General features: G+C 72.7%; 10 protein-coding genes. 7 read left to right on the top strand and 3 right to left on the bottom strand.

Annotated elements, in window-relative coordinates; genetic code table 11:
- Positions 1-180: 180 nt before the first annotated feature.
- Together ACFVWD_RS55670 and ACFVWD_RS55665 are read right to left on the bottom strand one after the other, a co-directional pair.
- Positions 181-390: an acyl-CoA carboxylase epsilon subunit gene (locus ACFVWD_RS55670; protein WP_389606630.1), complete on the bottom strand. Its 210-nt coding sequence runs from the start codon at positions 388-390 to the stop codon at positions 181-183.
- 24 nt (positions 391-414) lie between these two features.
- On the bottom strand, positions 415-2,007 hold the full coding sequence (locus tag ACFVWD_RS55665) for an acyl-CoA carboxylase subunit beta (protein WP_389606628.1): 1,593 nt from the start codon (positions 2,005-2,007) through the stop codon (positions 415-417).
- A 129-nt stretch (positions 2,008-2,136) separates the two neighbouring features.
- Here ACFVWD_RS55665 and ACFVWD_RS55660 point away from each other — a divergent pair, with 129 nt between their 5' ends.
- Positions 2,137-3,006 (top strand): biotin--[acetyl-CoA-carboxylase] ligase, encoded by an 870-nt coding sequence (locus tag ACFVWD_RS55660; protein ID WP_389606626.1) that lies wholly within the window; start codon positions 2,137-2,139, stop codon positions 3,004-3,006.
- A gap of 160 nt (positions 3,007-3,166) precedes the next feature.
- The gene (locus ACFVWD_RS55655) at positions 3,167-4,453 is read left to right on the top strand and encodes an adenylate/guanylate cyclase domain-containing protein (RefSeq protein ID WP_389606624.1); all 1,287 of its coding nucleotides are present in this window, start codon (positions 3,167-3,169) and stop codon (positions 4,451-4,453) included.
- Positions 4,454-4,465: 12 nt separating this feature from the next.
- Here the strand turns inward: ACFVWD_RS55655 and ACFVWD_RS55650 are convergent, their stop codons facing one another.
- On the bottom strand, positions 4,466-5,281 hold the full coding sequence (locus ACFVWD_RS55650) for a hypothetical protein (RefSeq protein WP_389606623.1): 816 nt from the start codon (positions 5,279-5,281) through the stop codon (positions 4,466-4,468).
- A gap of 553 nt (positions 5,282-5,834) precedes the next feature.
- On the opposite strand from ACFVWD_RS55650, the gene ACFVWD_RS55645 reads away from it, so the two are divergent.
- From ACFVWD_RS55645 to ACFVWD_RS55625, 5 genes are all read left to right on the top strand, one after another.
- A complete protein-coding gene (locus ACFVWD_RS55645; RefSeq protein WP_389606621.1) occupies positions 5,835-6,641 on the top strand; it encodes an enoyl-CoA hydratase/isomerase family protein in 807 nt (268 codons plus the stop codon).
- A 101-nt stretch (positions 6,642-6,742) separates the two neighbouring features.
- Entirely contained in the window at positions 6,743-7,924 is a 1,182-nt protein-coding gene (locus ACFVWD_RS55640) for a diguanylate cyclase domain-containing protein (RefSeq protein WP_389606620.1), read from the top strand.
- A gap of 99 nt (positions 7,925-8,023) precedes the next feature.
- Positions 8,024-9,562 carry a histidine ammonia-lyase gene (gene hutH, locus ACFVWD_RS55635; protein ID WP_389606632.1) on the top strand — a complete coding sequence of 513 codons (1,539 nt, stop codon included), beginning with the start codon at positions 8,024-8,026 and terminating at the stop codon, positions 9,560-9,562.
- A gap of 193 nt (positions 9,563-9,755) precedes the next feature.
- Positions 9,756-9,959 carry a cold-shock protein gene (locus ACFVWD_RS55630; RefSeq protein ID WP_028803001.1) on the top strand — a complete coding sequence of 68 codons (204 nt, stop codon included), beginning with the start codon at positions 9,756-9,758 and terminating at the stop codon, positions 9,957-9,959.
- 135 nt (positions 9,960-10,094) lie between these two features.
- Positions 10,095-11,720, top strand: coding sequence for a DEAD/DEAH box helicase (locus ACFVWD_RS55625; protein ID WP_389606618.1), 1,626 nt, complete (start codon positions 10,095-10,097; stop codon positions 11,718-11,720).
- Positions 11,721-11,880: the final 160 nt, after the last annotated feature.

Below are 11,880 nucleotides of genomic sequence, written 5' to 3'. Positions count from 1 at the left end.
GTCCTAGGCCCTGTCGTCACATTCCCGTCTGCCCCGCGACGCCATGCACGCACTCTCGGCGCACCGGGCACAGACCCAAGTACATCCAGTACGAGGGCCTGTGCCCGGCACGCCGAGAGCACGCACCTGACGCCGCAGAGCCCGCCCTCCGGGCGGACGACGGGAATTTGACGACAGGACCTAGGCAGGCCAGTACGTGCGCGTCCAGGCCGTGGGGCCCGGCTGGGGCAGGTACTGGCCGGCTATGCGGGACGGGTCCGACCAGGAGTCCCGGGTGCCGGGCGCGCCGGGTGGCGTGGTGGTCGCCGCCGCGGCGCGCGCTCGGACCACCGCCAGGGCGGCGGCCAGCTCCTCCGGGGTCGGATTGCCCCGTACGACCTTGATCGTCATGTCTGCTCCCAAGGGTCCGGGGTTCTAGAGCGGGATGTTGCCGTGCTTCTTCGGAGGGAGTGATTCCCGCTTGGTGCGCAGCTGACGCAGGCCCCGTACGACGTGGGAGCGGGTGTCGGAGGGCATGATCACCGCGTCGATGTAGCCGCGCTCGGCCGCCGTGTAGGGGTTGAGGAGGGTGTCCTCGTACTCCTGGATCAGGCGGGCCCGGGTGGCGTCCTGGTCCTCGGCGGTGGCGATGGTGCGGCGGTGCAGGATGTTCACCGCGCCCTGCGCGCCCATCACCGCGATCTGGGCGGTCGGCCAGGCGAGGTTGAGGTCCGCGCCCAGGTGCTTGGAGCCCATGACGTCGTAGGCGCCGCCGAAGGCCTTGCGGGTGATGACGGTGATGAGCGGGACGGTCGCCTCGGCGTAGGCGAAGATCAGCTTGGCGCCGCGGCGGATGATGCCGGTGTGCTCCTGGTCGACGCCCGGGAGGAAGCCGGGGACGTCCACGAAGGTGATGACGGGGACGTTGAAGGCGTCGCAGGTGCGGACGAAGCGGGCCGCCTTCTCGGACGCGTCGATGTCCAGGCAGCCGGCGAACTGCATCGGCTGGTTGGCGACGATGCCCACCGGGTGGCCCTCGACCCGTCCGAAGCCGGTGAGGATGTTCGGCGCGAACAGCGCCTGGGTCTCGAAGAACTCGGCGTCGTCCAGGATGTGTTCGATCACCGCGTGCATGTCGTACGGCTGGTTCGCGCTGTCCGGGACGATCACGTCCAGCTCGCGGTCCTCGTCCGTGAGGGCGAGGTCCGCCTCCTCGGGGAAGACCGGGGGCTCGCTGAGGTTGTTGGACGGCAGGTACGACAGCAGCTGCTTGACGTACTCGATGGCGTCCTTCTCGTCGCCCGCCATGTGGTGGGCCACACCCGACACCGCGTTGTGGGTGCGCGCGCCGCCGAGCTCCTCGAAGCCGACGTCCTCGCCCGTCACCGTCTTGATGACGTCAGGCCCCGTGATGAACATGTGCGAGGTCTGGTCGACCATGACCGTGAAGTCGGTGATCGCGGGGGAGTACACCGCGCCGCCCGCGCAGGGGCCGACGACGAGCGAGATCTGCGGGATGACGCCGGAGGCGTGGGTGTTGCGGCGGAAGATCTCGCCGTACATGCCGAGCGCGCTGACGCCTTCCTGGATGCGGGCGCCGCCGGAGTCGTTGATGCCGATGACCGGACAGCCGGTCTTCAGCGCGAAGTCCATCACCTTCATGATCTTCTGGCCGAAGACCTCGCCCAGGGCGCCGCCGAAGACGGTGAAGTCCTGGGAGAAGACGGCGACCGGGCGGCCGTCGACCATGCCGTAGCCGGTGACGACACCGTCGCCGTAGGGCCGGTTGTTCTCCATGCCGAAGTCGGTCGAGCGGTGCTGCGCGAACTCGTCCAGCTCGACGAACGAGCCCTCGTCGATCAGCAGCTCGATCCGCTCACGGGCCGTCAGCTTGCCCTTGGCGTGCTGCTTTTCGACAGCGCGTGCCGAGCCGGCGTGCGTCGCTTCCTGGACGCGGCGCCGCAGGTCCGCGAGTTTGCCCGCGGTCGTGTGGATGTCGGGGTGGTGCAGCTCTTCCGGCTCGGACATCGGGGTGCGGCTCCCTGCCTGCTCAGTGGGAAAATGAGGGTGATGCTCAGGGGGTTGCTACTGACTCGTAGGGTAGTGGTGCCGATACCGTTCGGCAGTGCGGCGTTTACCACACCTAGGCTGGGTTGCATGACGCCGCGAGATGCTTCAGACGCGAACGACAACCGGTGGTCCGACCTGGACCGTCCACCGCTGAACGGGGCCGCACTGCGCCGGGCTCTGGTCCGCGAGGGCGGGCTCTGGTGCGATGTCGAGGTCGTACAGCGCACCGGGTCCACCAACTCCGACCTCGTCGCCCTCGCCACGGGGGAGGAGAAGGCGGACGAGGGCGCGGTCCTCGTCGCCGAGGAGCAGAACGCCGGGCGGGGACGCCTGGACCGCCAGTGGACGGCACCGGCCCGCTCGGGCCTCTTCTTCTCCGTCCTGCTGAAGCCCACCGGGGTCCCCGTCGAGCGCTGGGGCTGGCTGCCGCTGCTCACCGGGGTCGCGGTGGCCACGGGCCTGTCCCGGGTGGCGGGCGTCGACACGTCACTCAAGTGGCCCAACGACCTGCTGGTCACCGTGGACGGCGAGGAGCGCAAGACGGGCGGCATCCTCGCCGAGCGCGCCGGGAACGACGCGGTCGTCGTCGGCATCGGCATCAACGTCACCCTGCGCGAGGACGAACTCCCCGTGCCCGGCGCGGGCTCCCTCGCCCTCGCGGGCGCCACGACCACGGACCGTGACACCGTGCTGCGGGCCGTCCTGCGCTCCCTGGAGCAGTGGTACGAGAAGTGGCGGGCCGCGGGCGGCGACCCCGCCGCCTCCGGTCTCCAGGAGACGTATGCCGCGGGATGCGCGACCCTCGGAAGGGTGGTGCGGGCCGAACTGCCCGGCGGCGCGTCGATCACCGGGGAAGCGGTGGCGGTCGACGGGGACGGGCGTCTGGTCCTGGCCACGGAGGAGGGCGTACAGCAGCCGGTGGGAGCGGGGGACATCGTCCATCTGCGGCCGGCGTGAGCCGAGGAGGTCGGCAGTCCGTACTCAGCTGTGGAGCCCGGAACCGATCGTGGTGCCGAGCTCCGGCCGGGCGTACGAGTCAGGAGTGAGCCAGCGCACACCTGCCGTAGAGTTGAGCGCGGTCGATACCTGACCACGGCAGATCGGAAGGGCAGCAGGCGTGACCGTCGACGACACGGGCTCCGGCACGGGTGCACTCCCCGCCCCCGACGGTGAGCCGGGGCGTACCGCCGGGCCGGTCACCGACCCGGCGCCCGCACGCGTCGACACGAACGGTGACATGTCCGGCGAGGGGATCGCCGGGCCGACCGGTGAGACGACCGGGCGGATGGACGGACAGAGCCGCTTGGACGCGCAGAACCGGATGGACGAGGAGTCCGTCGACTCCGGCGAGGACCCCCTCGCGCTGCGCCTCGAAACGCTCATCCTCGGCGCCGAGCGTCGTTACACCCCCTTCCAGGCCGCCCGCAGCGCAGGCGTCTCCATGGAACTGGCCTCGCGTTTCTGGCGGGCCATGGGCTTCGCCGACATCGGCCAGGCCAAGGCGCTGACCGAGGCCGACGTGCTGGCGCTGCGGCGCCTCGCCGGTCTCGTCGAGGCGGGCCTGCTGAGCGAGGCGATGGCGGTCCAGGTCGCCCGCTCCACCGGGCAGACCACGGCCCGCCTGGCCGAATGGCAGATCGACTCCTTCCTGGAGGGCCTGACCGAGCCTCCCGAGCCGGGCATGACGCGCACCGAGGTCACCTACCCCCTGATCGAGCTGCTCCTGCCCGAGCTGGAGGAGTTCATCGTCTACGTCTGGCGGCGCCAGCTCGCCGCCGCGACCGGCCGGGTCGTCCAGGCCGGTGACGACGAGGAGATGGTCGACCGCCGCCTCGCCGTCGGCTTCGCGGACCTCGTCGGCTTCACGCGGCTGACGCGCCGGATGGAGGAGGAGGAACTCGGCGAGCTCGTCGAGGCCTTCGAGACCACCGCCGCCGACCTGGTGGCCGCGCACGGGGGGCGCCTCATCAAGACCCTCGGTGACGAGGTGCTGTACGCCGCGGACGACGCCGGGATCGCCGCCGAGATCGCCCTGCGCCTCATCGAGACGATGGCCAACGACGAGACGATGCCGGAGCTGCGCGTCGGCATCGCCTTCGGCACCGTGACGACCCGCATGGGCGACGTCTTCGGTACGACGGTGAACCTCGCCTCGCGGCTCACGTCGATAGCGCCACGGGATGCCGTGCTGGTGGACGGCGCCTTCGCGGAGGAACTGGTCCGCACCGGGGACGCGCCCGCCTCCGAGGCGGAGGCCGCCGAGGCCGCGGCCGCCGCGGAGAAGGAGGGCGAGGAGCCGCCCGTCTACCGCTTCGCGCTCCAGCCGATGTGGCAGCGCCCCGTCCGCGGCCTCGGTGTGGTCGAACCCTGGTTGCTGGCCCGCCGGAACGGCGACCAACCGTAGGTCCTGTTTCTCTCAATGGCCTCCGGCGGGGCCCGCCAGATCGTTCACACAGATGCCGACGATCGGCACGCACAGACCCGGCGGGTTCTGGCCGGGCGTCGGGGTCGGGGCGTGGGTGGTGGGGCTCGGGGCCGGCGGCTGCTGCGTGTGTGACTGCGACGGTACGACGATGGGCGCGGTCGGGATGCCGGTGGTGTCCGGCAGGCTCCCCACGGGGGCGCTCGCCCGGGCGGACGGGATCGTCGCCGTCGATGAGGGTGCGGCGGCCGTCGACGGTGCTGTGGCCGCGGGGCTCACGCCCGGGACCGGGGTCGCGCTCGCCCCACCCCGCGCGGCGGTCGCGGACGCGGGATGCGCGGAGGGCGCGGCCCACACCGTCGGCGCGGCGTCGATCGCCTCGTCCGTGGCGACCTGGGGCCTCGGCCCGGCCTCCGTGTTCCCGCTCCCGCCGCCGACCACCGACTCCGGCGCCATCCGCGCCAGACTCAACGCCCCCGCGGCCAGCGCGAGCCCACCCACGGCGAACAGCGCCCGCCGGGGCCGCGGCTTACGGTGCCGCCCCCGCCCGGCCCGCCCCCGGAGCGGACCGGTCACCTCGTCCTCCGCGAGGCTCGCGGAGGCGCCACCGACGGGTGCGGGGTCTGCCGCCGGGCGACCGGCCGGCGTGCGGCTGATCAGCGGCTCGACGGCCACCGCCCGGCCCGCCCGCGCGGCACCGGCCGCCCCGGGGCCGCCTCCCGCGCCGCCGGCCCCCGCCGGGCCCCCGGACACGCCATCGGTCGGCCCGGGATCCGCCGTCGCGCGGTCGGCGGCCGGGCGACCGGCCATCGGATCGGCCGTTGCCACACGCGCCGCCGGAGCGCGGTCGGGTGCCGGGGACCCCGCTGCGCCGCGGCCGCCCGGTGCGTGGCCGCTCAGCGGGTCGGCGGCTGCCCCGCGCCCCGCCCGCGTGCCATCGCCCCCCGCTGCGGGGCGGCCGCCCGGCACCCGTGCCATCAACGGGTTGGCGGTCGGCACCCGCGCCGCCCGGCGGGGTGCCGCGTCGCCGGGCCGCGAGGGGGCGGCCGACGACCTCGCCGATGTAGCCGCTGAACCCCCGGAGGGCCCCGTGTCCGTCGGTGTTCTCGACTGCCTCGTCACGTCTGTCGTCGTGCCGTTCGTCATGGTCATCCCTCCCCGATGTGCCGCGCCCCCCGAAGTGCCGGGCGGTGCGCAGGTTATGCGTCTTTTGGGGGCGTGGGGCGGGAGTTGGGCGGGATGTCACTCGAACGGGGAGCGGCGGTCGAAGGGGGGAGGGAACGGGTTTCGCCGGGCGGGGGTGGCTGCGATGATCGGAGGCATCGGGAGTTAACCTGCGTTAACCGTTCACCGGGAGGGTGTCATGGCGGAGCAAGGGGACGAGCGGCGGTTCGGGGAGTTCGTCGTCGTACGGCGGCACGGGTACGTCGCGGAGCTCGCCCTCGACCGGCCGAAGGCCATGAACGCCGTGTCCACGGACATGGCCCGCTCCATCACGGCCGCCTGCGAGGCGCTCGGCGGCGAGCGCGACGTACGCGTGGTCGTGCTGACCTCCACCGCCGAGCGCGCCTTCTGTGTCGGCGCCGACCTGAAGGAGCGCAACTCCTTCAGTGATGCCGACCTGGTCCGCCAGCGCCCCGTCGCGCGGGCCGCGTACACCGGCGTCCTGGAGCTGCCGATGCCGACGATCGCCGCCGTGCACGGCTTCGCGCTCGGCGGCGGCTTCGAGCTGGCCCTGTCCTGCGACCTGATCGTGGCCGACCGTACGGCGGTGCTCGGGCTGCCCGAGGTGTCGGTCGGGGTGATTCCCGGAGGCGGCGGTACGCAGTTGCTGCCGCGGCGGGTCGGGGCGGCCCGCGCGGCCGAGCTGATCTTCTCGGCGCGGCGGCTGGAGGCGGATGAGGCGCGGGAGTTGGGCCTCGTCGACGAACTCGTGGACGCGGGCCAGGACCGTACCGAAGCCCTCGCGCTCGCCACCCGTATCGCCGCCAACTCCCCCGTCGGCCTGCGTGCCGCCAAGCGTGCGCTGCGGCTCGGGCACGGGCTCGACCTGCGCGCGGGCCTGGAGGTGGAGGACGCCGCCTGGCGGTCCGTCGCCTTCTCGGGGGACCGTGCGGAGGGCGTCGCCGCGTTCAACGAGAAGCGCAAGCCGCAGTGGCCGGGGGAGTAGCCCCCCGCGCTTTCCGGCGCCTTCCGGCCGGTACGGCCACTCGGACCCCTGTTCGCCTCACCAATGTCCCGAATCACCGTAAATATCCCTAGCCTGGAGTGATGGGTGAGGACAGACGGCTGAGGGCCGTGGTGGAGCTGGCGCAGGGGATGGCGGCGGCACGCACCCCGCACGAGTCCTGGCGGGCCGCGGCGCTCGGTGCCTGCCACGCGCTCGCCGGGAGCTTCGCCGCGCTCTCCGTGTGGGAGCGCGAGCTCGGCCGGCTGCGGGTCCTGGCGAACGTGGGCGAACGCGCGCCGGACGAGGAGGAGTTCCCGGACGGCGAGGCCTACCCCGTGCACCAGTTCCCGGAGATCACCGAGTTCCTGCACGAGCGCTGGGCCGGGGGCGGTGGCCCGAACGCCTGGGTGGAGACCGCCGACGGGCCGGCGGACGGTCCCGTCGGCAACTGCCACCCGGGGGCACCTCCCAGCGTTGGCTGGGGGAGGGTCGCCGCCCTGCGTCGGCGCCGCCGCGGCTGCTGCGTCGTCGCCCCGATCGTGCTGCACGGACGGGCGTGGGGCGAGCTGTATGTGGCCCGCCCGGTCACGGCACCCGTCTTCGACCGGGCCGACGCGGACTTCGCGACCGTGCTGGCCTCCGTCGTCGCCGCCGGGCTCGCCCAGACCGAGCGCCTGGAGGAGGCCCGACGGCTCGCGTTCACGGACGCCCTCACCGGACTCGCCAACCGTCGCGCGGTCGACGTACGCCTGGACGAGGCCATCGAGCTGCACCGGCAGGAAGGGGCCGCGGTCAGTCTCGTCGTCTGTGACCTCAACGGACTCAAGAACGTCAACGACACCCGCGGGCACGCCGTCGGCGACCGGCTCCTGGAACGGTTCGGATCGGTGCTGTCGCTGTGCGGGGCGATGCTCCCGGGCACCCTCGCGGCCCGCCTCGGCGGTGACGAGTTCTGCCTGCTCGCGGTCGGCCCGCCGGCCGACGAGGTCGTCCGCATCGCCGACGAACTCTGCCGCCGCGCCGCCGAGTTGGAGCTGGGGGAGGGAGTGGCGTGCGGGGTCGCCTCTACCGCGGACCCGATCGGTCCGGTGCGCTCGGCGCGACGGCTCTTCCGGCTGGCCGACGCCGCCCAGTACCGCGCGAAGGCCGTACGGGCCGTGAAGCCCGTCGTCGCCGGGCGCGAGGGCCCCGACGACCTGGTCGTGCGTCTCGCGGACGCGCCCTCCCCGGCGCAGGGGGAACGCCGTCGCTTCCGGGGGCGCCACGAGCACCCCCGCCCCTGAGTCCGCGCGGGCGTGTGTGACGTACGTCGAAGTAAGGGGTCAACCGCCCACCCACTAGTGACACCATCGAATTCACTGCGTACGCTCCTGAATATGGATATGCACACTGTGGTGGTGGGGACGTCCGGAGTGACCGCGTCCGACGTTCTCGCCGTGGCGCGCGGCGGCGCCCGGATCGAGCTCTCCGAAGAGGCGGTGGCGGCCCTCGCCGCGGCCCGCGAGATCGTGGACGCGCTGGCCGCCAAGCCGGAGCCGGTCTACGGCGTCTCCACCGGGTTCGGCGCCCTCGCGAGCCGGCACATCAGCCCGGAGCTGCGCGCCCAGCTGCAGCGCAACATCGTCCGCTCGCATGCCGCGGGCATGGGCCCGCACGTGGAACGCGAGGTCGTCCGCGCGCTGATGTTCCTGCGGCTCAAGACCGTCTGCTCCGGGCACACCGGTGTGCGGCCCGAGGTCGCCCAGACCATGGCCGACATCCTCAACGCCGGGATCACCCCGGTCGTCCACGAGTACGGCTCCCTCGGCTGCTCCGGCGACCTGGCCCCGCTCTCCCACTGCGCGCTGACGCTGATGGGCGAGGGTGACGCCGAGGGCCCCGACGGTGTCGTACGGCCCGCGGGCGAGCTGCTCGCCGAGGCCGGCATCACCCCCGTCGAACTGCGCGAGAAGGAGGGCCTCGCCCTCCTCAACGGCACCGACGGCATGCTCGGCATGCTGGTCATGGCCCTCGCCGACCTGGAGACGCTCTACAAGTCGGCCGATGTCACCGCCGCGCTCTCCCTCGAAGCCCTCCTCGGCACGGACAAGGTGCTCGCCCCCGAGCTGCACGCCATCCGCCCGCACCCGGGACAGAGCGCCAGCGCCGCCAACATGCTGGCCGTGCTGAAGGGCTCGGAGCTCACCGGCCACCACCAGGACGACGCCCCGCGCGTCCAGGACGCCTACTCCGTGCGCTGTGCCCCGCAGGTCGCGGGCGCCGGACGCGACACCCTCGCGCACGCCCGGCTCGTCGCCGAGCGCGAGCTCGCCTCCGCCGTGGACAACCCGGTCGTGCTGCCCGACGGCCGCGTCGAGTCGAACGGCAACTTCCACGGCGCCCCGGTCGCCTATGTCCTCGACTTCCTCGCCATCGCCGCCGCCGACCTCGGCTCGATCGCCGAGCGCCGCACCGACCGGCTGCTCGACAAGAACCGCTCGCACGGTCTGCCGCCGTTCCTCGCGGACGACGCGGGCGTCGACTCGGGCCTGATGATCGCCCAGTACACCCAGGCGGCGCTGGTGAGCGAGATGAAGCGCCTCGCCGTACCGGCGTCCGCGGACTCCATCCCCTCCTCCGCCATGCAGGAGGACCACGTCTCCATGGGCTGGTCGGCCGCGCGCAAGCTGCGCACCGCCGTGGACAACCTCACCCGTATCGTCGCGATCGAGCTGTACGCGGCCACCCGGGCGATCGAACTGCGCGAGGGCCTGACCCCGGCCCCCGCCTCGCAGGCCGTCATCGAGGCCGTCCGCGCGGCCGGCGTCCAGGGCCCCGGCCCCGACCGCTTCCTCGCCCCGGACCTGGAGGCGGCGGACGCGTTCGTGCGCGGCGGTCAGGTGGTGGCGGCGGTGGAGCCGGTGACCGGACCGCTGGCCTGACCGGAGCACCGAGGGGCCGCCGCTGTCACAGCGGCGGCCCGAAGTGTGCTACTGTCTCATTGATACGTTTTTGGTACCCATTTACTTTGTGCGCCTGATCGGAATCCTCCGCAGGCGCGTTTTGTTTTACCGGCATCTCCGGCTTTTCCCGGTGCATCTCCGGATTGGGGCCCTACCTATTCAGGAGAAAAACATGGCAACTGGCACCGTGAAGTGGTTCAACTCGGAAAAGGGCTTCGGCTTCATCGAGCAGGACGGCGGCGGCCCCGACGTCTTCGCCCACTACTCCAACATCGCCAGCTCCGGCTTCCGTGAGCTGCTGGAGGGCCAGAAGGTCTCGTTCGACGTCGCGCAGGGCCAGAAGGGCCTGCAGGCGGAGAACATCATCCCCGCCTGATTTCGGGGACGCGCTTTTCCAGAGCCGGGGCCCGCACCTTCGGGGTGCGGGTCCCGGCTCGTGCTGTGAGTGCTTGTCAGTTGCGAGCGCTGTGCGTGCAGTCCGTGGGGCCCAGGAAGGAAATCCAGATCCAGCATGACTCGATCCGAACGTCCCGTCCGTAAGCGGCCGGCAAACGCACGAGGTGGCGCCCAGACCGGCGGCTTCGCGAAGGGCGCGGGCCGCGGCGGCGGCCGTGGCACCGGCAAGGGCCCGGCCCGCAAGGCCGTGGCGCCGCAGGAGTTCTCCCTGCCCGAGACCATCACCCCGGCGCTGCCCGCCGTCGACTCCTTCGACGCGCTCGACATGCCGGCGGCCCTCACCAAGACCCTCGCCGCGCAGGGCGTCACCGAGCCCTTCCCGATCCAGGGCGCGACGCTGCCCAACTCCCTCGCCGGACGCGACGTCCTGGGCCGTGGCCGCACCGGCTCCGGCAAGACGCTCGCCTTCGGACTCGCCCTGCTGGCCCGCACGGCGGGCCGCCGTGCGGAGTCGAAGGCGCCGCTCGCGCTCGTACTCGTCCCCACGCGCGAACTCGCCCAGCAGGTCGACGACGCGCTCACGCCGTACGCCACCGCGGTCAACCTGCGCGTGGCCACGGCCGTCGGCGGCATGTCGATCGGCCGACAGGCCGGCACGCTGCGGCGCGGCGCCGAGGTGCTCGTGGCCACTCCCGGGCGGCTCAAGGACCTCATCGAGCGCGGCGACTGCGTCCTCGACCAGGTCGCGATCACGGTCCTCGACGAGGCCGACCAGATGGCCGACATGGGCTTCATGCCGCAGGTCACCGCACTGCTCAAGCAGGTCGAGCCGGGCGGTCAGCGACTGCTCTTCTCGGCCACGCTCGACAAGAACATCGACCGGCTCGTGAAGATGTTCCTCACGGACCCCGTGGTGCACTCCGTCGACCCCTCGGCGGGTGCGGTGACCACCATGGAGCACCACGTGCTCCACGTCGCCGACGAGACCGACAAGAAGGCCGTCGCCCTGCGGATCGCGGCGCGCGACGGCCGGGTGATCCTCTTCGTCGACACCAAGCGCGGCGCCGACCGGTTCACCAAGCGGCTGCTCGCGAGCGGCGTCCGGGCGTCCGCGCTGCACGGCGGGCGCAGCCAGCCGCAGCGCAACCGCACCCTGGACCAGTTCAAGAACGGTCAGGTCACCGCGCTCGTCGCCACCAACGTCGCGGCGCGCGGCATCCACATCGACGACCTCGACCTCGTGGTCAATGTCGACCCGCCGACCGACCACAAGGACTACCTGCACCGCGGCGGACGCACCGCCCGGGCCGGTGAGTCCGGCAGCGTCGTCACCCTCGTACTGCCCGAGCAGCGGCGGGAGATGACGCGGCTGATGGCGGACGCGGGCATCACCCCGCGCACGGCACGGATCGCGTCCAGTGACGAGGAACTCGCCCGCCTCACCGGCGCCCGCGAGCCCTCCGGCGTCCCGGTCGTCATCGAGGTGCCGCAGCCGGCCGAACAGCCGAAGAAGCGGTCACGGCCGCGGGTCGGAGGCGGGGCGAGGCGCCCGGCCGGAGCGGGTTCGGGTGCGGGTTCGGAGTCGCAGGGCCGTCAGCCGCGGCGTGCCGCCGGCGGCACGTCCGGTGGCGGTACGGGCGGCGGTACGGGCGGTGCGGGTCGCTCCGGTGGCCGTGGGCGTGCCTCGCAGCAGCGGCGTACGGAGCGTGGCGGGCAGGGCGGCGGGCGTCGCGCAGCGTAGCCCGGTTCGTTTGTATCTGCGGGCCGGTGGGGGCTGGTCGCGCAGTTCCCCGCGCCCCTAGGTCCTGTCGTCAAATTCCCGTCTGCCCTGCGGGCGGACGACGGGGATTAGTAGCCAGGGACAAGGGGGCGGCCGAGGGGGTGGCTGTGATAAACAAAAG

The organism is Streptomyces sp. NPDC058086, from assembly GCF_042885015.1.
Lineage (GTDB): Bacteria > Actinomycetota > Actinomycetes > Streptomycetales > Streptomycetaceae > Streptomyces.
The sequence above is the reverse complement of the archived record's forward strand: the minus strand, read 5'-3'. Positions and strand labels throughout refer to the sequence as shown.

Coding starts and splice junctions, on each gene's coding strand:
- ACFVWD_RS55670 (WP_389606630.1), bottom strand. CDS start 390: ATGACGATCAAGGTCGTACGGGGCAATCCGACCCCGGAGGAGCTGGCC.
- ACFVWD_RS55665 (WP_389606628.1), bottom strand. CDS start 2,007: ATGTCCGAGCCGGAAGAGCTGCACCACCCCGACATCCACACGACCGCG.
- ACFVWD_RS55660 (WP_389606626.1), top strand. CDS start 2,137: ATGACGCCGCGAGATGCTTCAGACGCGAACGACAACCGGTGGTCCGAC.
- ACFVWD_RS55650 (WP_389606623.1), bottom strand. CDS start 5,281: ATGGCCGGTCGCCCGGCCGCCGACCGCGCGACGGCGGATCCCGGGCCG.
- ACFVWD_RS55645 (WP_389606621.1), top strand. CDS start 5,835: ATGGCGGAGCAAGGGGACGAGCGGCGGTTCGGGGAGTTCGTCGTCGTA.
- ACFVWD_RS55640 (WP_389606620.1), top strand. CDS start 6,743: ATGGGTGAGGACAGACGGCTGAGGGCCGTGGTGGAGCTGGCGCAGGGG.
- hutH (WP_389606632.1), top strand. CDS start 8,024: ATGCACACTGTGGTGGTGGGGACGTCCGGAGTGACCGCGTCCGACGTT.
- ACFVWD_RS55630 (WP_028803001.1), top strand. CDS start 9,756: ATGGCAACTGGCACCGTGAAGTGGTTCAACTCGGAAAAGGGCTTCGGC.
- ACFVWD_RS55625 (WP_389606618.1), top strand. CDS start 10,095: ATGACTCGATCCGAACGTCCCGTCCGTAAGCGGCCGGCAAACGCACGA.